Raw genomic sequence first — 20876 nt, forward strand, 5'->3', positions numbered from 1 at the left:
CCTTTTTTTATTCTGAGGTCATATGTCAGTGGTGATAAGTGATGCCTGGCGCCAACGCTTTGGCGGCACCGCGCGTCTGTACGGTGAAAAAGCGCTGCAGCGGTTTGCTGAGGCGCATATCTGCGTCGTGGGAATCGGCGGGGTGGGATCATGGGCGGCAGAGGCGCTGGCGCGTACGGGCATCGGCGCGATTACGCTGATTGATATGGACGATGTCTGCGTGACCAATACGAACCGTCAGATCCATGCGTTGCGTGATAACGTCGGGTTGGCGAAAGCGGAAGTGATGGCCGAACGGATTCGGCAAATTAACCCGGAGTGCCGGGTAACGGTTATCGATGATTTCATCACGCCGGATAATGTGGCGGGTTATATGAACGCGGGTTTTACCTATGTCATTGACGCCATTGACAGCGTTCGTCCAAAAGCCGCGCTGATTGCGTACTGTCGCCGATATAAGGTTCCTTTAGTGACCACAGGCGGCGCGGGCGGGCAGATCGATCCGACGCAAATCCAGGTCGCTGATTTGGCGAAAACTATCCAGGATCCGCTGGCGGCAAAACTGCGTGAGAGATTGAAACATAATTTTGGCGTAGTGAAGAACAGTAAAGGTAAACTGGGCGTGGACTGTGTTTTTTCCACTGAAGCGCTGGTTTACCCACAGGCGGACGGTTCCGTATGCGCGATGAAAGCTACCGCAGAAGGGCCAAAACGGATGGATTGCGCCTCTGGCTTCGGCGCGGCGACGATGGTGACGGCAACGTTCGGTTTTGTCGCCGTTTCCCATGCGCTGAAGAAGATCATGGCTAAAGCGGCGCGACAAGAATAAAAGGACGGGGCGGAGTGTCACGCAGACGCGTATCCGGCCCTGCGCCCTTTGTTAGCGAAAGAAGCGCTGTACCCTGCCGAACACTGGTTTCAGACGGGCGCGGAGATAATGGGAATATAAATTTTCAGATATGCATAGAAACAACCCGAACCATACTGCACAAAAGCAGAGCAGTTCCGCGTAATTAATGTGTTCGCCAAATATCATAATGGCAAGTAAGAACTGTAAAGACGGCTCTATATATTGCGCCAGTCCGGTGACAATCAACGAGGTGTGATTTAACGCGATGGCAAATAATACCAGTGGAATGATCGTCACTGGCGCCGTCATGACATACAAAAAGAAAGGAGTATTAGCGGATATAATTGGTCCGCTATCGCTAAAGAGAAAAATTAATAGTGAGACAGGCAATGCCCATAATGTTTCAATCGTTATCGATGTCATCACATCATAATGTATAAACTTTCGCGCCAGGCCATATAGCGCAAATGATAATCCCATGGTTAGCGCCAGCGCCGGGAAATGCCGTAGCATGATAATTTGAAAAGTCAGGCCGCAGACACCGGAAAAAACGGCGATGGCCTGAAACAACGACAGTTTTTCTTTAAGAAAAATGCATCCCAGCGCAATAACAAATAGCGGGTTGATAAAATAGCCGAGGCTGGCATCAAGCACCAGATGATGGGTTAGCGCATAAATAAAAGATGACCATGATACAATCATCAAAAGTCCGGCGATCATGCAGAAGAAAAAAGATTTTTTATCTTTCCAGGCATCATGAAATCGCGTTCGCTGCCGAAATAACAATCTTACTGCCAGTAATAATGGAATTGACCAGAACACCCGGTATATCAATATTTGTGCGAGATTTCCCCCTGATAAATATTGATAATATAAAGGTGTTAACCCCCATAATATAAATGCCAGTACCACAAACATGGTACCGCTACGCAGATATTTTTCCACTTATCCATATCCTGTTATAACTTCACCCGATGCGTATGAATTTTCCAGTTCTCCTGCTACGCTACATCGAGTGGCTTTATTTACTCTAAAATCTTCACGCCGTTTTAACATGGATTCTAACATTGTAATTTCATTGTGATAGCTGATAAAAATCAAAAGAATGTTTATCAGGGAAATCTGACGCCGAAACTAATAAAGTGACTGGATTATTTTATCTGCATCGCCTGACCGCCGCGGACGGCGCTGTCAGGCGACAGAATATTTACGCTATTTCAACCCTTATGCGTTGCGGCAACAATCGCTTCGCTCAGCGCGTTCAGCCCCTGACTACGTGAGGCGCTAAGCTGGGCGCGTAAACCCAGCTCATCAAACAGCGCCAGCGGTGAACGAGCCTGTAGTTCGGCGGCGTTTTTTCCTTCCACCGCAGTGAGCAATACCGCCAGCAGGCCGCGGACAATCCGCCCCTCACTGTCGCCGAAAAAGTGCATCGTTCCGTTATCTGATCGGGTAAAGCCCAGCCAGACGCGGTTCTCGCAGCCGGCTATCTCCTTCGCCTGCGCTTTGCATTCATCCGGCAGAGCGGGGAGCTGTTTTCCTAACAGAATCAACTGACGATATTTATCCTCCCATTGGGTCAGCGGGAGAAAGATAGCGCGTAACGTCTCTTCCGTTACCGTTGTGCCGAACGGGTGTCCGGTATAAAGAGGGTTTGTCATTAATCCACCAGCAGTTCCAGCGCGCGGTCAACGGCGTTAACCAACGCATCCACATCATGTTGGGTATTATACGGCGCAAAAGAGGCGCGCAGAGTCCCTGTGACGCCAAGTTCCGCCAGCAATGGCTGGGCGCAATGTTGCCCGGCCCGGAGCGCAATACCGTATTCCGCCAGCAGCGTCACCATATCGCCGTGGTGCACGCCGACAAAATCAAAGGCCAGCAGGCTGGAGTCCTGGCAGCGGAACGAACGAAAGCCCGGGCGTTTCGCCAGTGCGTCTTCCGCCAGCGTCGCCAGCCCCCGGCTCCAGTTTTCGGCCTGTTCAATATCGATATCGGACAGCCATTCCAGCGCAGCGCTCAGGCCGATGACCCCGGCGACGTTCGGCGTCCCCGCTTCCAGCTTCCAGGGAGCGCTTTGAGTGGTGAAGCCTTCAAAGCTAACGTCACGGATCATCTTGCCGCCGCCGAGCCAGGGCGACATCGCCTCAAGAAGCTCCGGCTTACCGTACAGCACGCCGATACCGGTCGGGCCATACAGTTTGTGAGCGGAAAAAGCATAAAAATCGATATCAAGCTGCTGAACATCCGCCGGGAAGTGTACCGCGCCTTGCGCGCCATCTACCATCACGACCATTCCCGCCGCGTGAGCGGCGCTGATAGCGCCTGTGAGATCCGGACAGCCGCCCGTTACGTTCGACATTTGCCCCAGCGCCAGTATCCGGCTGCGCGACGTGATCAGTTCCGGCAGACGCTCAACATCAGGAAGACGCCGGTCATTAAGCGGCAGTTTTATGACCTGCGCGCCGGTTTGTTGCGCCACCATCAGCCAGGGCACAAGGTTGGCGTGATGCTCGGCGACGCTAACGATAATTTCATCGCCGGGGCGCAGACGAGGACGGGCGTAACACTGCGCTACCATGTTGATCGCTTCGGTGGTGCCGCGTGTCCAGACGATACTTTTTTCATCGGGCGCGTTTAACAGCCGCGCTGCTTTTGCTCTGGCCGCTTCATATTGCGCCGTCAGGCGCTGCGCCTGCGCAAACTGGCTACGATGAACGTTACCGGCGCTCAAACAATAAAACTGGTGCGTGGCGTCAATGACTGCCTGTGGCTTTAATGCCGTGGCGGCGCTATCGAGATAAACACCCGCATCGGCTAGCGCGGGAAACTGCGCGCGAAACTGCGTGGGATTAAAAGCGTTCATGATATTCCTCGGTTCAGTTTACCGATCGTGGCGTAAAAGCGCGGCTGATACAAGGTTTGTCCTAACCATCGGAATCGTCTGTATATCCTGGCGAATTATGTAAAGGAGGTTATGCTGAATAATGTTAGGCGAATGTTTAAGCCTGTTACGGAGTCCGCTTTAAATAGCACAAACAGCTTTAAGGAGAAGAAGATGAAAAAGACTGCCGCAATTATCTCTGCATGTATGCTGACTTTTGCCCTGAGCGCCTGTTCCGGTCCTAATTACGTTATGCACACCAATGATGGACGTAGCATTGTGACCGACGGTAAACCCCAGACCGATAACGATACCGGTATGATTTCGTATAAAGACGCTAATGGCAACAAACAGCAGATCAATCGTACTGACGTGAAAGAGATGGTGGCTCTGGAAAACTAACCGTTTGTTATACAAAAAAAAGCACCGCAATATGGCGGTGCTACATTAATCACTATGGACAGACAGGGTAAATGTACAGGAAGTGAAAAAGGGTAGTCTCGCTACCGTGGTCTGAATCGCAGACCAATTGCAAACACAACAACACAACATCACAACCGTAAGCCAAAAGCCCATCAGAACACGCATTCCGATAAAACTTTTCGTTCCGGCTCAGGAAGTGCCGCCACTATAGGTATTTGCTGGTAGAACCTCAACGGACAATTTATAATGTCTCAGATTAAAAAAACTAATAGGTTACATGTTGTTGCCTATTTGTTAAATTCATTCGACATTAAGTCCAGAGGCCATGTCAAAACGATTACCTCCTTTAAATGCGTTACGCGTTTTTGATGCTGCCGCGCGCCATTTGAGCTTTACGCGAGCAGCGGAAGAACTTTTTGTGACGCAGGCCGCAGTAAGCCACCAAATTAAGTCACTTGAGGATTTTTTGGGGCTAAAACTGTTCCGCCGCCGCAATCGTTCGCTGCTGCTGACGGAAGAAGGCCAAAGCTATTTTCTCGACATTAAAGAGATATTTTCCCAGCTCACGGAAGCAACGCGTAAGCTCCAGGCGCGCAGTGCCAAAGGGGCGCTGACGGTGAGTTTACCACCCAGTTTTGCCATCCAGTGGCTGGTGCCCAGGCTCTCCAGCTTTAACTCAGCTTATCCGGGAATTGACGTTCGGATACAAGCCGTTGACCGTCAGGAAGATAAACTGGCAGACGATGTCGATGTCGCGATTTTTTATGGCCGGGGAAACTGGCCGGGCTTGCGCGTCGAAAAATTATACGCAGAATATTTACTGCCCGTCTGTTCTCCTTTATTGCTCACAGGCGAAAAACCGTTAAAAACGCCGGAAGATCTGGCGAAACACACGTTATTGCACGATGCCTCCCGGCGTGACTGGCAGGCCTATACTCGTCAGTTAGGGCTCAACCATATTAACGTTCAGCAAGGGCCGATATTTAGCCACAGCGCGATGGTGCTACAGGCCGCTATTCACGGACAGGGGATCGCGCTGGCGAATAATGTTATGGCGCAGTCGGAAATTGAAGCCGGGCGACTGGTGTGTCCATTTAACGATGTTCTGGTGAGTAAGAATGCTTTTTATCTGGTTTGTCATGACAGCCAGGCAGAACTGGGTAAAATAGCCGCCTTCCGTCAGTGGATTTTGGCGAAGGCGGCGACGGAGCAAGAAAAATTCCGTTTTCGTTACGAACAATAATTAACTTAGGGTATGACCATGACCAGCCGTTTTATGCTGATTGTCGCCGCTATCAGCGGTTTTATTTACGTTGCTCTGGGCGCGTTCGGGGCGCATGTTTTGAGTAAAACCCTGGGCGTGGTTGAAATGGGCTGGATTCAGACCGGCCTACAATATCAGGCGTTCCATACGCTGGCGATCTTTGGCCTGGCGGTGGCGATGCAGCGCCGTATCAGCATCTGGTTTTACTGGAGCAGCGTTTTTCTGGCGCTGGGCACGGTGCTGTTTAGCGGCAGCCTGTACTGCCTTGCGCTTTCGCATCTGCGCCTGTGGGCGTATATCACGCCTGTCGGCGGCGTCAGTTTCCTGGTGGGCTGGGCGCTATTGCTGATTGGCGCCATTCGTATGAAACGTAAGGGCGCGAGCCATGAATAAAGTTGTATTGCTCTGCCGTCCGGGGTTTGAAAAAGAGTGCGCTGCAGAAATTACCGATAAAGCGGGAAAACGGGAAATATTTGGTTTTGCACGCGTAAAAGAGAACGCAGGCTATGTCATTTATGAATGCTACCAGCCGGAAGATGGCGAAAAGCTGATTTCAGAACTGCCGTTCAGTTCGCTGATTTTCGCCCGCCAGTGGTTTGTGGTGGGTGAACTGCTGCAACATTTACCGCCGGAAGACAGAATTACGCCGATTGTCGGCATATTGCAGGGCGTAGTGGAAAAGGGCGGCGAGCTGCGGGTTGAAGTCGCCGACACCAATGAAAGTAAAGAACTGATGAAGTTCTGCCGCAAATTTACGGTGCCGCTGCGCGCGGCTTTGCGTGATGCGGGCGTATTGACGAATTATGAAACGCCGAAGCGTCCGGTCGTTCATGTCTTTTTTATCGCGCCAGGATGCTGCTATACCGGCTATTCGTTCACACATAACAATTCACCGTTTTATATGGGCATCCCGCGTTTGAAGTTTCCGTCTGATGCGCCGAGCCGCTCAACGCTGAAACTGGAAGAGGCGCTCCACGTTTTCATCCCGGAAGATGAGTGGGATGAACGTCTGGCGAACGGCATGTATGCGGTGGATTTGGGCGCCTGTCCCGGCGGATGGACGTACCAGTTAGTGAAGCGCAATATGTGGGTTTACTCCGTAGATAACGGCCCGATGGCGCAAAGTCTGATGGACACCGGACAGGTGACCTGGTTGCGTGAGGATGGCTTCAGGTACCGTCCGAACCGGAATAATATTTCATGGATGGTCTGCGATATGGTGGAGAAGCCGGCCAAAGTCACCGCGTTAATGGCGCAGTGGCTGGTGAACGGCTGGTGTCGGGAGACGATTTTTAACCTTAAACTGCCGATGAAAAAACGCTATGAAGAGGTATCGCATAATCTGGCGTATCTTCAGGCGCAGTTGGATGAGCATGGCGTTAATGCGCAGATCCAGGCACGTCAGCTTTATCACGATCGCGAAGAAGTGACGGTGCACGTGCGTCGGTTGTGGGCGGCTGTTGGCGGACGTCGCGACGAGCGATAAAAACGCGCTGCCGTCATCAGCGCCGGATGGCGCACGCTTATCCGGCCTATGACTGCGGCGCATCTGAAACAATATGCGTCACATCATCCAGATGGCCGATGCGCGCCTCTCCTGAACGATTAAATTTACTTTTATCAATCAATAATAAAGACTGCGAGGCGCGTCTGAGCAGGATAGATTTAAAATCGGCGTTGATCGCATTGGAGTCCCACAGATCGCCGCCGCTGTCGATCCCCTCGCAGGAAAAGATGAACAGATCGATATCAAGCGATTTTAGCTGTGAGATAAGCGACGGGTTAACGTAACAGCCATATTTACGTTCAAGCTGGCCGCCGGAACTTATCAGCGCAATGCGTTCGCGTTTTCCCAGCTCCTGACAGATAGGATGGCTATTGGTAAAAACCTGAATGGGAATATCCGGCAACTGGCGGGCCAGATACCAGCAGGTTGAACTGGCATCCAGCGCAATCGTCATTCCTTCTTCTATCCACGCTAACGCTTCACGGGCAATATCGGCTTTGTGCGCATAATGGCTTTTCAGGCGGATATGGAATGGATCGCCGCTGTCCTGATTTTCACGATGAATATATTTAGCTCGTCCGTGATTACGCAGCACTTTTCCCTGCGTCTGTAGTTCACTGAGATCGCGGCGGATGGTCTCTTTACTGACGTTAAGCCGGGTGGCCAGCGCTTCGGTGGTCAGACTTTTATGATTGATCAGCAGATCGACTATCGCTTGTTGGCGTGCCGCTTTCATTTTTCTCATCCCATCATTCGATGAACGCCCGCGTCATGCGGGCGCACCGGCAAGAGATTACGGCGTTACCCCTTTTTTTAAAAGAATATTTCCGTACTTCGCGCACTCACCTGTGATAACGATCGCAAACGCTTTTTGCGCCCGCTCATAAAACGCATAGCGGTCGATACGGACGATATCCGGGCACGGCGCTTCTAATGACAAGGCATCGCGATAGCGCGCTTCAACGCTGGGATCGAGCGTGTCGCCTTCCACGGCTGCCATCATCACCAGCGGCGGGGCGTAGCTATCCAGCTCAAAGAGCGGAATAATTGCCCGCAGTAGATCGCTGACGCTAAGACCATCGGCGCGAATCACCTGCGGGCCCAGGCTATGCGCGGGAAAGTGAGCGTCGGAAAAAATGATTTCGTCCCCGTGGCCCATCTCGGCCAGCACTTTGAGCAGTGTCGGGGAAATTAACGGTGAAATGGTTTTTAGCATTTCATACTCCCTCAATAATTTCAGGTTCGGTTTGCGGCCAGAAATAGCGATACTGATAATTGACCTGCGCGCGCGCCTGCTCCGGGCTATTAAATTCGCCTACGCCGTACCAGCCAAACATGGCAGCGCCGGCCACGGTGGTTTCCGCGTCGTCCAGCACCTTGATAGGGAGAGCAAGCTGATTCGCTTTAATTTGATTCCACAAAGCGTTGCGACTGCCGCCGCCAACCAGTAACAGTTCTGTGGCGTTAAAATGACCGATTTTCTCCAGCGTGCGCAGATTACGCTGCAGTTGCGCCGTCAGGCCTTCCAGCGCGGCGCGATAGAAATGGCCGCGGGTGGTATTGAGCGTCACGCCCTGCCAGCCTGCATTTTGGCAGGCGAGTAGATCGCACTGCATCCGCACGCCTTCCGCGCCAGCGGGAATAGCACGCGCTTCGTCGATCAGCGTTTGCCATGGCGTTTCCGGCGTCCACAGCAGTTTTCGTACCCATTCGAGTACGCCGGAGGCCAGCCACTGCATTCCGGGGTTATAAAGCCCCGACTGACTGTCCAGTTCACAGGTCGAGCCCGGATACTGACTGAGCAGCGAGGTATCCACCTGACCGCTGCGTACCATCAGAATCTCCCATGTTCCGGAGGAGAGCACCGGTTCACCTTGCTGCGCGCCAGCGCCGAATAACGCGAACTGAGTATCGTGTCCGGCAGAGATCACCGGCACACCCGCCGGGAGACCGAGTAGCCTGGCCGCGTCTGTCTGTAGCGTGCCTATCGGGGCGCCCGCTTCCACGATACGCGGGAACAGGCGGCGCGCCAGGCCCGTCGCTTGCAGGATTTCCGGACTAAAGTCGCGCTGATGGATATCCAGTAGCTGGCTGGTGCCTGCCATAGTGATATCGGTCGTAAACTCGCCGGTCAGACGGTGGTTAATCAGCGACGAGATAAACAGCCAGCAGTGAGCTTGTTCCAGCAGGCGCGGATGATTCTCTTTAAGCCAGACCAGTTTATACAGCGTGTTAAAGCTGAACGCGCCAACGCCGGAGAGCGTCTGCAATTGCCGGGGCGAGATAAAGCGCTCAATCGTTTCCATCACGGCGGCGGTTCGCGGGCATTTCCAACTGATGACCGGGTAGAGCAGCTTACCCTGCGCATCGACCAGCGCGCCATCGACGCCGAAAGTAGTCACCGTAATACCGCGAACAACACACTCCGACAGGGCGCTGGAGAGTGACCTGCAGCAGTCGGCGAAACGTTGCAGGATGGCGTCCAGCGACCACTGATGCCAGGCGCTATTTTCTGCGGCAATGTCGCTGGCGTTAGCGGTTGAGGTGCGGGCGACAATTTTCCCCTGGCGATCAACGGCGATCGCCCGAACGTTAGTCGCACCGCAGTCGAGAACCAGGATAACGTCTTGTTTCATAGATAACTCCATAAACGCCGCCCGATGGCGCTACGCTTATCCGGCCTACGGTTCACGCGCCCGTAGGCCCGGTAAGCCTGCGCCACCGGGCTAAGCCGCATTAACGTTTATACAGCGGGCCATAATTTTGGCAGGCGCGATAATCCTGGCCTTCGATATCCATACCGTGAGCCGCCCAGGCGGAAGGACGGTAGATCTTCGCCTCCTCCACGTTGTGCATACATACCGGGATACGCAGCATCGCGGCGAGAGTAATAAAGTCCGCCCCTACATGGCCGATGGTGAGTACGCCGTGGTTAGCGCCCCAGTTCGCCATCACCGAATAGACATCGGTAAACGGGCCTTTGCCGGTAAGACGCGGCGCAAACCAGGTGGTAGGCCAGGTAGAGTTGGTGCGGGCATCAAGCTGATCGTGCATCGCTTTCGGCAGTTCGACGCTCCAGCCCTCGGCGATTTGCAGCACTGGTCCCAGGCCTTTGATGATATTCACGCGGGTCATGGTGAATGGCACGCCGCCTTCGGTCAGGAAACGGGATGAGTAGCCGCCGCCGCGGAAGTATTCGTGAATCGCCGGGCACCATTCAGTGGCCGCCAGACACGCATCCGCCTCTTGTTGGCTGATTTCCCAGTGTGGTTTCATGGTCGGCTTGCCTTCGCTGTCGCGCTGTTTACAGGCACCGTCCAGAGCGGCAGAACCGGAATTAATCAGGTGAATAATGCCGTGTTCCGCCAGGCCGCTGAGCGCCTGGCCGGTGACGCGTTCTACGGCTTCCGGCGACCAGTAGGTTCGCACGTCGGCGAAGATCTGCGCGGTACCGGTGAGTTGATGGCCGAACAGCATCGCTACGCCGTTCAGACTGTCATTTTCGGTGGCGACGACAAACGGTTCGCGTACGCCATTCCAGTCAAAAGAACTATTGAGCAGCGCTTCGGCGGTATCGCCGTTCGGGTATTGATCGGTCCAGTGGCGCTGGCCCTGGAAGCCGGCGGCAATGGCGTTGTAGCCCAGCGATTCTTCAACTAACCCTTTGTCCGCCAGCGTCTTGTTGCCCTGCATCATATCGCGAATACACATCGCCATCAGCAGGCTCTCTTTTAGCACCGCGCGGTTCTGGGCTTCATTGCGCTTATACTGCGAGGCGTTCTGATCTTCGCCGTAGCGGAAGTTTTTATCCGCCCACGCCAGCGCCATCTCCAGTTCGGCCTCATCATAAATTTTTTGATCGATACGGCGGCGCAGTTCGGTCATATCTACCGCTTGCACCTTCATTCCCAGCCAGGATTCAAAGAAGTTATGATCGACAATGGAACCCGCGATCCCCATCGACACGCCGCCGACGGAGAGGTAGCTTTTGCCTTTCATACTGGCAACCGCTAACCCTGCCCGCGCAAAACGCAGCAGTTTTTCTTCGACGTCGGCGGGAATGGAGGTATCGTCGGCATCCTGCACGTCATGGCCATAAATGGAGAACGCCGGAATGCCTTTCTGGCTGTGCGCCGCCAGCGCCGCGGCAAGGTAAACCGCCCCAGGACGCTCTGTGCCGTTAAAGCCCCAGATGGCTTTCGGACGCATCGGGTCCATATCAATGGTTTCGCTGCCATAGCACCAACACGGCGTAACGGTAATGGTCACGCCCACGTTCTGGCTGCTGAATTTTTCTTCACAGGCGGCGGATTCCGCCATTCCGGCAATACAGGTATCCGCAATGACGCACTCCACCTGAGCCCCGCAGGCGTGGCGGATTTTCTCAGTGATGAGCGCCGCCGTCGCTTTCGCCATGTTCATGGTTTGTTCTTCGAGCGACTCGCGTACGCCCATACGACGTCCATCAATCACCGGGCGGATACCGATTTTCGGTAAGCTGATTTTTTTCATGACAGATTCCTCACGTTATTCGGATAAATGTTCAGTTTGTCGCCGCTTGTGAACGGAAACGGGCAAAAATGAAGATGACGGCAAAACACAATGCCGGAACCAGTTCGGCGGTCGGGATTTTGCCTGCAGCGTCGCTAACGAAACCCATTACTGGCGTAACAATACCGCCGCCAATGATGGTCATGACGATAAAAGACGAGCCGTACTTGGTGTCCTGTCCCAGATTTTTGATACCCAGCGAGAAGATGGTCGGGTACTGGATTGACATAAATGCGCTACACAACGTCAGCGCCAGCAGGCCGATATGTCCGCCGCTAAAGGCGGAAATCAGACACAGGAGCATGGCAAACAGGGCGTAGGCGGCCAGCACTTTATGCGGCGCGAAGCGGCTGATAAGCCAGGTCCCGGTGAAACGGCCGATAAAGAAGCACACCATCGTGCCGGTCAGGTAATTGGCGGCGAAACCGGGCGTCATTCCAGGGATCTCCTCAATGGCGTAGCGGATCAGATAGCTCCAGCAGGCGGTTTGCGCCCCCACATAGCAGAACTGCGCCAGCACCGCCCAGCGCCAGTGGCGGATACGGATGAGTCGGGAGAGAGAAGATAAGAAAGAGCTTTGTTTCGCATCGCTATGATCGTCACTTTGCAGGGCCGGAAATTTGGTCAGCATAATCAGTAGCGCAACTACTAATACGATGGCGACGATAATCATGTATGGCGTTTGTACCGATAACACCAGGCTGTGTTTATAGGCGCTAAGCTGATCCGGCGTCATTTTATCAAGCGCTTCTTGCGATTGATGCGGCACGTTAGACAAAATAAGGCTTTGCCCAAACACAACGGCGATAATAGCGCCAAAGGAGTTAAAAGTTTGCGCCAGATTAAGCCGGAAATGTCCGCCGCTTTCTGGACCTAATACCGTAACAAAAGGGTTGGCCGCAGTTTCAAGGCAGCCCAAACCGGCGGCGATGATAAACAGGCCAATTAAAAATAATGTGTAATTCATTATCTCGGCGGCAGGCCAGAATAATGCGGCACCAACAGCATACAAAAAAAGCCCGGTGATAATCCCTGCTTTATAACTGAGTTTTTTCATCAAAATCCCAGCAGGAATTGGAATGACGAAATAACCGAAATAAAAGGCTGACTGAATAAGTCCGGCCTGAAAGTTAGTTAGCGTAAAAGCTTGTTGAAATTGCGGTAATAAAATGTCATTCAGATTATTGGCGACGGCCCACAGAAAAAATAGCGAGCAAAGTAAGGCGAATGGAATAATGTAGCGCTTGCTCTTGCTTTGCTCTGCATCCACAGCACGAAAACTCTGCGTTTGTATTGTTGTGTTTCCCATAGCATCCTCATCGGTTCAGAAGCTTTTGCGTGCGGTCGGTTCTGGTCACCAGACCGTAAAATTAGGTGAGTTCGCTTTTCTTACCGGTAATAAATTGGCGTCCGGAATGAACTCATGGAGTCATTTTCAAATAAAAAAGGCCTTTTAATATGATAGCGGTCACATTTATACCTGAGAGCAGAGCATTCTGTGATTATCATCACTTTAATTTTCATAAAAAAATGACCGTTTGAGATGTTTAATTTAAAAAAACCACAGACTGAATGCCCGAATTAAATTATTGCCACGAAAACGGGCAGTAGTAGCTTATTCTTCATTTTTGCCCGTTTTAAAAAATATTATTAAGAGCGGGCATTTATCGGCGAGAGAAACGGTAGTCGTCTGGTTTATCGTGGCGAATTAATTGATGTGAATCACAAAATATCGTTATTTAAATTCCCTTCTCTTTATTCAGTATGATGATAGTTGCTAACTATTCGATTATTTCAACAGGACAGCAGCGCAATGCGAAAGGCGGTTTTGTTGTCTCATTTTGAATCACAGAGAGAGGTAAATAATGGAACGAAATAGACTGGCGCGGCAGATTATTGATACCTGTCTGGAAATGACGCGGTTAGGGTTAAATCAGGGGACGGCAGGTAACGTGAGCGTACGTTATCAGGGCGGATTGCTGATTACGCCGACGGGGATCCCCTACGAGAAGCTGACAGAGTCGCACATTGTCTTTATTGATGCTGACGGTCAGCATGAGCAGGGCAAGCTGCCTTCCAGCGAGTGGCGTTTTCATATGGCGGCATACCAGACGCGCCCTGACGCCAATGCCGTGGTACATAACCACGCTGTCCATTGTACGGCAGTCTCGATCCTGAATCGCCCGATTCCGGCGATTCACTACATGATTGCCGCCGCAGGAGGAAACTCTATTCCCTGCGCGCCCTACGCCACTTTTGGCACCCGCGAACTTTCTGACCATGTTGCCGTGGCGCTTAAAAATCGTAAAGCGACGCTGTTACAGCATCACGGGCTTATCGCTTGTGAAGAAAATTTAGACAAAGCGTTGTGGCTGGCGCATGAAGTGGAAGTGCTGGCGCAGCTCTATTTAAGTACGCTGGCCATTGTCGATCCGGTACCGGTACTGGATGACGAGGCGATCGCTATCGTACTGGAGAAATTTAAAACTTACGGGTTACGTATTGAAGAGTGATGTCAGGAGACAGGCGATGGCGAACAGAATGATTCTGAATGAAACGGCATGGTTTGGCCGGGGAGCGGTGGACGCATTAACCGATGAGGTGACGCGCCGCGGTTATCATAAAGCGCTGATTGTTACCGATAAAACGTTGGTGCAATGCGGTGTGGTCGATAAAGTGACAAGCAGAATGGATGCTGCAGGGCTGGCGTGGGAGATTTATGCTGGCGTGATCCCTAATCCTACGATTTCCGTTGTCCAGGAAGGGCTTAAGGTCTTTACCCAAAGCGGCGCGGACTATCTCATCGCCATTGGCGGCGGTTCTCCGCAGGATACCTGCAAAGCGATCGGTATTATCAGTAACAATCCGGAATTTGCCGATGTGCGCAGTCTGGAAGGGCTATCGCCGACCCGTAAACCCAGCGTGCCGATTATGGCGATCCCGACAACGGCGGGAACCGCGGCGGAAGTCACTATCAATTATGTGATTACCGATGAAGAGAAACGGCGCAAATTCGTTTGTGTCGATCCACATGATATTCCGCAGGCGGCATTTATCGATGCCGATATGATGGACGGTATGCCGCCCGCTCTGAAAGCGGCAACGGGCGTAGATGCGTTAACCCATGCTATTGAAGGCTATATTACCCGGGCCGCATGGGCGCTGACGGATGCATTACATATCAAAGCCATTGAGATTATTGCTGGCGCGCTACGCGGCGCCGTAGCCGGAGAAAAAGAGGCCGGTGAGGCGATGGCGCTGGGGCAATACGTTGCCGGGATGGGGTTTTCCAATGTGGGGCTGGGACTGGTGCATGGGATGGCGCATCCGCTGGGCGCGTTTTACAACACGCCGCACGGCGTCGCGAATGCTATTTTGCTTCCGCATGTGATGCGTTTTAATGCCTTGTCTACCAACGAGAAATTCCGTGATATCGCCCGGGCGATGGGGGTGAAGGTAGAAGGATTGAGTCTTGAAGAGGCGCGTAATGCCGCAGTGGAAGCCGTATTTACGCTAAATCGCGATGTGGGAATTCCGCTGCATTTGCGTGATGTCGGCGTTCGAAAAGAGGATATCCCGGCGCTGGCGCAGGCGGCGTTCGATGATGTCTGTACGGGCGGCAATCCGCGTGAAGCGAGTCTGGCGGACATTGTCGAACTGTATCATACCGCCTGGTAATTTTGCCGGATGGCGCTGCGCTTATCCGCTCTACATTTCGTGCAGTCCTGTAGGCAGGATAAGGCGTTCACGCCGCCATCCGGCAACAAAACTACCGCGCCAGCCGTAGCTGCTGTAAGTTTCCGTCGATATGTAAATCGGTTTGCAGACGTGCAATATCGCGGCAAAGAAATGCCATTTCTTTATGCGTCTCAAGCTTTTTGCGCCACTTTTCCGGCACCTCGTCCAGATGGGCGTAAATTCCCTCCAGATTTTGAAACTGAATCAACAGCTGGGTCGCGCTTTTGGGGCCGATACCGGCAACGCCGGGGACTTTCGAACTACTGATTCCTGCCAGACCCCAGTAATCCGGCAACTGCCGGGGAAGTACGCCAAACTCTTTTTCAATAAACGGCGCGTCCAGCCAGCGTTTCTGGAAGTAGTCGCGAATGCGCAATCCCGGAGAGAGCAACTGGCAATAGCCTTTATCGGTTGACACAATGGTTGCCTGGTGTCCGGCTTCGGTAACTTTTAGCGCCAGCGTCGCCGCCAGATCGTCCGCTTCGTTACCATCTGATGCCCAACAGCGTACGCCGCGCTGTTCAAATGCGGCGCGTAGGGCGGGCATTTCATTATGTAAATCGTCAGGCATCGGCGGACGTCCTGCTTTGTAGTCCGGCAAACGCTGATGACGCCAGCCGCTGCTGCGCGCGTCGTCATCAAATACCGCTACGGCATGGGTTGGCTGGCTGTGAATAATCAATTGATCGAGCGCGTGTTGGCAGGTTTCCACACAGGGCGATCCCTGAACGGCGTGAATACGGCGAATCAAATTGAGCGCGTCGACGATAAGCAGATGAGCAGCCACGGTGTTCTCCCTTACAAACCTGCGCGTAGGGTAACATTCACGGCGGGGGGAGGCGAGCATTGCGAAATAGCGCTATCCGTAGGCCTGATAAGCGAGGCGCCATCAGGCAACAAAAGCCGGATGGCGGCGAGCGCCTTATCCGGCCTACAGATCCTAAAATGTGCTGAGAATTAATCGCAGGTAACGATCTTCATCGCCAGGCCGCCGCGCGAAGTTTCGCGGTACTTAGCGTTCATGTCTTTACCGGTTTCGTACATGGTCTCAATCACTTTATCGAGGCATACGCGCGGTTCGCTGGTACGGCGCAGCGCCATACGCGCGGCGTTGACCGCTTTGACTGAAGCAATCGCGTTACGCTCAATGCAGGGAACCTGTACCTGACCGGCAACCGGATCGCAAGTTAACCCCAGATTATGCTCCATGGCGATTTCTGCGGCGATACACACCTGCGCCGGACTACCGCCCAGCAGCTCGGCCAGACCCGCTGCCGCCATGGAACAGGCCACGCCGACCTCTCCCTGACAACCCACTTCGGCGCCGGAAATAGAGGCGTTCATCTTATACAGCGAGCCAATCGCACTGGCGACCAGCATATAGCGAGCAAGCGAGTTAGCATTTACTTCGCGGATAAACTTGTCATAGTACGCCAGCACCGCCGGAACAATACCACATGCGCCGTTAGTCGGCGCAGTGACTACTCGTCCGCCTGCGGCATTCTCTTCGTTCACCGCCAGCGCGAACATATTGATCCAGTCGACGACCGCCATCGGATCGGTGGTGGTCTTATCCTGACTGACCAGCACCCGACGCAGCGCCGCCGCGCGACGCGGAACGCGCAGTTTGCCCGGCAATACGCCCTCGGTGGTGATACCGCGCTCAATACCGCTGCGCATTACCTCCCAGACTCTGGCGAAGTGCTGCTCCAGCGCTTCTTTACTGTGCAGAGCCAGTTCGTTTTGCATCATCAGACCGGAGAGCGACAGACCCGTCTCCTGGCAGTGGCGCTGTAAATCCGCGGCGGTTTTATAAGGGTACGGTACGTTAACGGGTTCGCTATTCGTCAAACCAAAGTGCTCTTCATCGACGATAAAGCCGCCGCCAATGGAGTAGTAGGTTTGGCTGTAGAGCACCTTATCGCCCGCCAGCGCGGTAATACGCATCCCGTTTTCATGCAGAGACAGGTTGTCGGCGTGGAAATTCATGCATTTATCGACCGGAAATTCGACTTCATGCTGCCCATTAGCCAGTAGTAAACGCCCATGGGTGTTCACATCCTGGATAAAGGACGGAATGGCGTCGATATCGACGGTGTCCGGCAGATTCCCCGCCAGGCCCATAATAATGGCGATATCAGTGTGGTGGCCTTTACCCGTCAATGACAGAGAGCCGTAGACATCCACCACGACGCGGGTGACATCTGTAAGGATATGGCGGGCAATCAGATCGTCCGTGAACTGCTTGCCTGCTTTCATTGGTCCGACGGTGTGAGAACTGGAAGGGCCAATGCCGATTTTAAAAATATCGAATACGCTAATCATAGGGCATCCATTGCGGTTGTATCATAGAGAAGCGCCGCGGTAAGCGGCGCTAAAGGACTTAGCTGAACAGTGAGTAGAAAATAGCGGAGATGGCAATCAGGCCCATAATCACAACGAATACGTTGCTGATATGACCGCTGTACTTACGCATTGCCGGTACTTTCTGGATGGCATACATCGGCATCAGGAACAGAATCATCGCGATGATCGGGCCGCCCAGGGTTTCAATCATGCCCAGGATGCTGGGGTTCAGCGTCGCCACAATCCAGGTGGTGACCAGCATGAACAGCGCGGTAATTTTATTCAGTTTGTTGATTTCGATGGATTTACCTTTACCACGCAGCGATTTAATCACCATCCCGTTAAAGCCTTCACGCGCGCCCAGGTAGTGGCCGAGGAAGGATTTGGTGATAGCAATCATCGCAATGATCGGCGCCATCCAGGCGATGATCGGCGCGTTAAAGTGGTTCGCCAGGTAAGACAGAATAGAGATGTTCTGCTCTTTTGCCGCCGCCAGATCTGCCGGCGTCAGGCTCAGCACGCAGCTGAAGACGAAGAACATTACGGTCAGCACCATCATGATGTGGGCGAAGGCCAGAATTTTAGAACATTTCTTCTCTGCGCCTTCACCGTACTCTTCACGCTTCGCAACCGCGAAGGAGGAGATGATCGGGGAGTGGTTGAAAGAGAAAACCATCACCGGAATCGCCAGCCACAGCGTCATCCACAGACCGTTACCGGTAGACGCGGCGGAATCAAAGGACAGCGTTTCCAGCGCCGCGCCGTTCCACTGCGGGATCAGGTACAAGGCCAGCAGCATCAGCGCCGCGACGAACGGGAATACCAGGATACTCATCGCCTTAACGATCATTTGCTCGCCGAAGCGCACGATGGTCATCATGCCAACAATCAGGATCAGGGAAAGAATCGCCCGCGGCGGCGGATTAATCGCTAACTGGTGGGTCAGGAAGCTTTCCACGGTATTAGTAATCGCCACGCTGTAAACCAGCAGGATGGGGTAAATCGCGAAGAAGTAAAGCAGGGTAATCAGTTTACCTGCGCCGATACCGAAGTGTTCCTCAACGACTTCAGTGATGTCTTCACCCGGATTTTTACCGGACAGCACGAAGCGGGTTAAACCACGGTGTGCGAAAAAGGTCATCGGGAAAGCGAGAATCGCCATGATGATGAGCGGAATCATGCCGCCGACGCCTGCGTTGATCGGCAGGAACAGAACGCCCGCGCCGATAGCCGTGCCGTAAAGGCCCAGCATCCACATGGTATCCGTTTTGCGCCATGCGCTTCGAGAGTCAATCGAAGCAATAGTGCTGGTCTGAGTGGTTTCCATCTATTTCTCCTGGAGGATGCTAAAAATCAGGTTGCTGGTCTAATCCAATGAAAAAAGACCTGATCGTAAAATGAAATCTGCTTAGGGACGCTTTTTATATAATTTTTCGCCGTAATAATTTTCGGGCGGAAAGATACATTTAAGTGATGAATCTATCAGTGATCCCGATCTCAAATGCAATAATCCGCTTCTTACATGGATAAATTTGGACCATTAATCTATTAAAAAAACGTCATAACGAATTTCCGGGCGCGAAGGCTACCATTAACGATATAAGGCCGGAAAGATTGGGGCGCAAGATACGGAGGTTTGACTATAAAAATCAAGGTTTTTAGTGAATTCTGGCGAAGAATAAGAGTTTGAACCGATAAATCACGGTAAGAGGAGTGAAGGAAACGTTTGCCTGGCAATCTATTTATGATGAATTATAAATGGTGTTTATAAAACAATGCGGGCTATGCCTCTGATGATCATCATAAAAAATGAAGGCATGCGTTAATTGCCATACCGCAATGAAAGGAATGGGAGAAGCGCCCGGCTGCTGGCGGCAACCGGGCATAAGCGTTAAGCGCAGATCTCGTAACAGGGGATGTAGGCGGAACCCGGCAATTTCATACGATGCTGCGCGACGAATCCCTGCAGCAGATCGTCCATGCGACGCATCATCTCTCGATCGCCGTGGATTTTATACGGACCATTAGCTTCAATGGCGCGTATCCCGACCTCCTTCACGTTCCCCGCGACAATACCGGAGAAGGCGCGTCGCAGATCCGCCGCCAGAATCTCAACCGGTTGATCCGGGTACAGTTTCAGGTTGGCCATATTCTCATGCGACGGTTCAAACGGCACCTGAAGATCCGGTGCTATACGCATCGACCAGTTAAAACTATAGGCGTCGCCGGTATCGCGGCGATTCTCTTTCACTTGCGGCATCGCTTTCTTCATCAGGCGCGCTACCTCCGCCGCATCGTCAATAATGATGCGGTAATGACGGCGGGCCGCTTCGCCCAGCGTATGGGTAATAAACTCATCCAGCACGCGGAAGTAATCGGCGCTCTCTTTTGGTCCGGTCAGGATCAGCGGCAACACCTGATTTTTATTGGCTGGATTCATCAGAATACCCAGCAAATAAAGCAGCTCTTCCGCCGTACCCACGCCGCCCGGGAAGATGATGATACCGTGTGCGATACGGACGAACGCTTCCAGGCGTTTTTCGATATCCGGCATGATGATCAGTTCATTCACCAGCGGGTTAGGCGGTTCAGCCGCAATAATGGAAGGCTCAGTCATGCCGATAAAGCGGCTGTCTTTATAGCGCTGCTGCGCGTGACCGACCGCCGCGCCCTTCATGGGGGCTTCCATCGCCCCAGGGCCGCAGCCGGTGCAGATGTTCAGCTCGCGTAATCCCAACTGCGTGCCGACGCGACGGGCATACAGGTACTCGTTTTCGTTAATTGAGTGGCCGCCCCAGCATACCACCATGTTTGGCGCTTCGCCGACGTGCAGCGCCCGGGCGTTGCGCAAAATGGAGAACACCAGATTGGTGATATGTGTTGAGCTTTCAAGATCCAGATGCTGGAAACGGCCGGCATTGTGGATCTGCCCATTCACAAAGAGAATGTCGCGCAGCACCGCGAACAGGTTAGCCTGTAGCGCACGAATAATCCGCCCGTCAACAAAGGCGTCTTCAGGCGGATTAATCAATTCCAGCTTCACGCCGCGCTCGCGGCGCAGTACGTTAATATCGAAATTTTCAAAGCGGGACAGCAGCTCTTTGCTGTTGTCGGTCAGGCTGCCGGAGTTAAGAACGGCAAGTGAACAGTTACGAAACAGTTGATACAGGTCGCTACTGGCCGTGCGTTTCAGCATGTCCACTTCCAGTTGCGACAACATATCCATTGAGCCAAGCGGGCTAATATGTGTAATCAAGTAAACTCCTTATGGGACGCAACACGCCATTCCCTGTTGATTACAATAGCCCTGGCT

Annotated in this window: 19 protein-coding genes; 7 read left to right on the forward strand and 12 right to left on the reverse strand. The window is 53.0% G+C overall.

Translation table 11 applies throughout. From position 1 onward, the window contains the following. The first annotated feature begins 22 nt into the window (after nucleotides 1-22). Complete coding sequence (gene tcdA, locus ABVN44_RS13680; RefSeq protein ID WP_000117748.1) at nucleotides 23-829, forward strand: tRNA cyclic N6-threonylcarbamoyladenosine(37) synthase TcdA; 807 nt, start codon at nucleotides 23-25, stop codon at nucleotides 827-829. Nucleotides 830-880: 51 nt separating this feature from the next. On the opposite strand, the gene rarD is transcribed toward tcdA, so the two are convergent. From rarD to csdA, 3 genes are all read right to left on the reverse strand, one after another. Beyond that, the gene (gene rarD / locus ABVN44_RS13685) at nucleotides 881-1768 is read right to left on the reverse strand and encodes an EamA family transporter RarD (RefSeq protein ID WP_077248417.1); all 888 of its coding nucleotides are present in this window, start codon (nucleotides 1766-1768) and stop codon (nucleotides 881-883) included. A 299-nt stretch (nucleotides 1769-2067) separates the two neighbouring features. After that, on the reverse strand, nucleotides 2068-2511 hold the full coding sequence (csdE, locus tag ABVN44_RS13690; protein WP_000184198.1) for a cysteine desulfurase sulfur acceptor subunit CsdE: 444 nt from the start codon (nucleotides 2509-2511) through the stop codon (nucleotides 2068-2070). After that, nucleotides 2511-3716: a cysteine desulfurase CsdA gene (csdA, locus tag ABVN44_RS13695; protein WP_000991059.1), complete on the reverse strand. Its 1206-nt coding sequence runs from the start codon at nucleotides 3714-3716 to the stop codon at nucleotides 2511-2513. The genes csdE and csdA overlap by 1 nt, the downstream gene beginning before the upstream one ends. Nucleotides 3717-3908: 192 nt before the next feature. On the opposite strand from csdA, the gene ABVN44_RS13700 reads away from it, so the two are divergent. The 4 genes from ABVN44_RS13700 (at nucleotide 3909) to rlmM (ending at nucleotide 6907) form a co-directional block, all read left to right on the forward strand. Continuing rightward, a complete protein-coding gene (locus tag ABVN44_RS13700; RefSeq protein ID WP_000750393.1) occupies nucleotides 3909-4136 on the forward strand; it encodes a YgdI/YgdR family lipoprotein in 228 nt (75 codons plus the stop codon). A gap of 346 nt (nucleotides 4137-4482) precedes the next feature. Then, a complete protein-coding gene (gene gcvA, locus ABVN44_RS13705; RefSeq protein ID WP_000044409.1) occupies nucleotides 4483-5400 on the forward strand; it encodes a glycine cleavage system transcriptional regulator GcvA in 918 nt (305 codons plus the stop codon). Between the two features lie 18 nt (nucleotides 5401-5418). Beyond that, complete coding sequence (locus ABVN44_RS13710; protein WP_000203913.1) at nucleotides 5419-5814, forward strand: DUF423 domain-containing protein; 396 nt, start codon at nucleotides 5419-5421, stop codon at nucleotides 5812-5814. Then, on the forward strand, nucleotides 5807-6907 hold the full coding sequence (gene rlmM / locus ABVN44_RS13715) for a 23S rRNA (cytidine(2498)-2'-O)-methyltransferase RlmM (protein WP_023232687.1): 1101 nt from the start codon (nucleotides 5807-5809) through the stop codon (nucleotides 6905-6907). The genes ABVN44_RS13710 and rlmM overlap by 8 nt, the downstream gene beginning before the upstream one ends. A gap of 46 nt (nucleotides 6908-6953) precedes the next feature. On the opposite strand, the gene fucR is transcribed toward rlmM, so the two are convergent. The 5 genes from fucR to fucP form a co-directional block, all read right to left on the reverse strand. Continuing rightward, nucleotides 6954-7664: an L-fucose operon activator gene (gene fucR, locus ABVN44_RS13720; RefSeq protein ID WP_000642331.1), complete on the reverse strand. Its 711-nt coding sequence runs from the start codon at nucleotides 7662-7664 to the stop codon at nucleotides 6954-6956. A gap of 57 nt (nucleotides 7665-7721) precedes the next feature. Next, nucleotides 7722-8144 carry an L-fucose mutarotase gene (gene fucU, locus ABVN44_RS13725; protein WP_000920848.1) on the reverse strand — a complete coding sequence of 141 codons (423 nt, stop codon included), beginning with the start codon at nucleotides 8142-8144 and terminating at the stop codon, nucleotides 7722-7724. A 1-nt stretch (nucleotide 8145) separates the two neighbouring features. Then, nucleotides 8146-9564, reverse strand: a complete 1419-nt coding sequence (gene fucK, locus ABVN44_RS13730; protein WP_048348957.1) for an L-fuculokinase — start codon at nucleotides 9562-9564, stop codon at nucleotides 8146-8148. A 100-nt stretch (nucleotides 9565-9664) separates the two neighbouring features. Then, entirely contained in the window at nucleotides 9665-11440 is a 1776-nt protein-coding gene (fucI, locus tag ABVN44_RS13735) for an L-fucose isomerase (protein ID WP_000724126.1), read from the reverse strand. A gap of 31 nt (nucleotides 11441-11471) precedes the next feature. Then, nucleotides 11472-12788 (reverse strand): L-fucose:H+ symporter permease, encoded by a 1317-nt coding sequence (fucP, locus tag ABVN44_RS13740; protein ID WP_000528622.1) that lies wholly within the window; start codon nucleotides 12786-12788, stop codon nucleotides 11472-11474. Between the two features lie 556 nt (nucleotides 12789-13344). Between fucP and fucA the strand changes: the two genes are divergently transcribed. Both fucA and fucO read left to right on the forward strand, forming a co-directional pair. After that, nucleotides 13345-13992 (forward strand): L-fuculose-phosphate aldolase, encoded by a 648-nt coding sequence (gene fucA, locus ABVN44_RS13745; RefSeq protein ID WP_000440819.1) that lies wholly within the window; start codon nucleotides 13345-13347, stop codon nucleotides 13990-13992. 16 nt (nucleotides 13993-14008) lie between these two features. Then, nucleotides 14009-15157: a lactaldehyde reductase gene (gene fucO / locus ABVN44_RS13750; RefSeq protein ID WP_023232691.1), complete on the forward strand. Its 1149-nt coding sequence runs from the start codon at nucleotides 14009-14011 to the stop codon at nucleotides 15155-15157. A gap of 91 nt (nucleotides 15158-15248) precedes the next feature. Here fucO and xni read toward each other — a convergent pair whose 3' ends face one another. The 4 genes from xni to ppnN form a co-directional block, all read right to left on the reverse strand. Next, a complete protein-coding gene (gene xni, locus ABVN44_RS13755; protein WP_001519360.1) occupies nucleotides 15249-16004 on the reverse strand; it encodes a flap endonuclease Xni in 756 nt (251 codons plus the stop codon). Between the two features lie 170 nt (nucleotides 16005-16174). Continuing rightward, on the reverse strand, nucleotides 16175-17542 hold the full coding sequence (gene sdaB / locus ABVN44_RS13760) for an L-serine ammonia-lyase II (protein WP_000626384.1): 1368 nt from the start codon (nucleotides 17540-17542) through the stop codon (nucleotides 16175-16177). A 58-nt stretch (nucleotides 17543-17600) separates the two neighbouring features. Continuing rightward, on the reverse strand, nucleotides 17601-18890 hold the full coding sequence (sdaC, locus tag ABVN44_RS13765) for an HAAAP family serine/threonine permease SdaC (protein ID WP_000450462.1): 1290 nt from the start codon (nucleotides 18888-18890) through the stop codon (nucleotides 17601-17603). Between the two features lie 564 nt (nucleotides 18891-19454). Beyond that, nucleotides 19455-20819 carry a nucleotide 5'-monophosphate nucleosidase PpnN gene (ppnN, locus tag ABVN44_RS13770; RefSeq protein ID WP_000627973.1) on the reverse strand — a complete coding sequence of 455 codons (1365 nt, stop codon included), beginning with the start codon at nucleotides 20817-20819 and terminating at the stop codon, nucleotides 19455-19457. Nucleotides 20820-20876 lie beyond the last annotated feature (57 nt).

The sequence above is a fragment of the Salmonella sp. SJTUF15570 genome (genome assembly GCF_043357055.1).
Lineage (GTDB): Bacteria > Pseudomonadota > Gammaproteobacteria > Enterobacterales > Enterobacteriaceae > Salmonella > Salmonella enterica.

Excerpts from the sequence above, each read along its gene's own strand:
- fucA (WP_000440819.1), top strand. The coding sequence starts at position 13,345 with ATGGAACGAAATAGACTGGCGCGGCAGATTATTGATACCTGTCTGGAA.
- csdE (WP_000184198.1), bottom strand. The coding sequence starts at position 2,511 with ATGACAAACCCTCTTTATACCGGACACCCGTTCGGCACAACGGTAACG.
- ABVN44_RS13710 (WP_000203913.1), top strand. The coding sequence starts at position 5,419 with ATGACCAGCCGTTTTATGCTGATTGTCGCCGCTATCAGCGGTTTTATT.
- rarD (WP_077248417.1), bottom strand. The coding sequence starts at position 1,768 with ATGTTTGTGGTACTGGCATTTATATTATGGGGGTTAACACCTTTATAT.
- fucK (WP_048348957.1), bottom strand. The coding sequence starts at position 9,564 with ATGAAACAAGACGTTATCCTGGTTCTCGACTGCGGTGCGACTAACGTT.
- fucU (WP_000920848.1), bottom strand. The coding sequence starts at position 8,144 with ATGCTAAAAACCATTTCACCGTTAATTTCCCCGACACTGCTCAAAGTG.
- fucR (WP_000642331.1), bottom strand. The coding sequence starts at position 7,664 with ATGAAAGCGGCACGCCAACAAGCGATAGTCGATCTGCTGATCAATCAT.
- rlmM (WP_023232687.1), top strand. The coding sequence starts at position 5,807 with ATGAATAAAGTTGTATTGCTCTGCCGTCCGGGGTTTGAAAAAGAGTGC.
- sdaB (WP_000626384.1), bottom strand. The coding sequence starts at position 17,542 with ATGATTAGCGTATTCGATATTTTTAAAATCGGCATTGGCCCTTCCAGT.
- fucO (WP_023232691.1), top strand. The coding sequence starts at position 14,009 with ATGGCGAACAGAATGATTCTGAATGAAACGGCATGGTTTGGCCGGGGA.
- sdaC (WP_000450462.1), bottom strand. The coding sequence starts at position 18,890 with ATGGAAACCACTCAGACCAGCACTATTGCTTCGATTGACTCTCGAAGC.
- ABVN44_RS13700 (WP_000750393.1), top strand. The coding sequence starts at position 3,909 with ATGAAAAAGACTGCCGCAATTATCTCTGCATGTATGCTGACTTTTGCC.
- csdA (WP_000991059.1), bottom strand. The coding sequence starts at position 3,716 with ATGAACGCTTTTAATCCCACGCAGTTTCGCGCGCAGTTTCCCGCGCTA.
- fucP (WP_000528622.1), bottom strand. The coding sequence starts at position 12,788 with ATGGGAAACACAACAATACAAACGCAGAGTTTTCGTGCTGTGGATGCA.
- gcvA (WP_000044409.1), top strand. The coding sequence starts at position 4,483 with ATGTCAAAACGATTACCTCCTTTAAATGCGTTACGCGTTTTTGATGCT.
- tcdA (WP_000117748.1), top strand. The coding sequence starts at position 23 with ATGTCAGTGGTGATAAGTGATGCCTGGCGCCAACGCTTTGGCGGCACC.
- fucI (WP_000724126.1), bottom strand. The coding sequence starts at position 11,440 with ATGAAAAAAATCAGCTTACCGAAAATCGGTATCCGCCCGGTGATTGAT.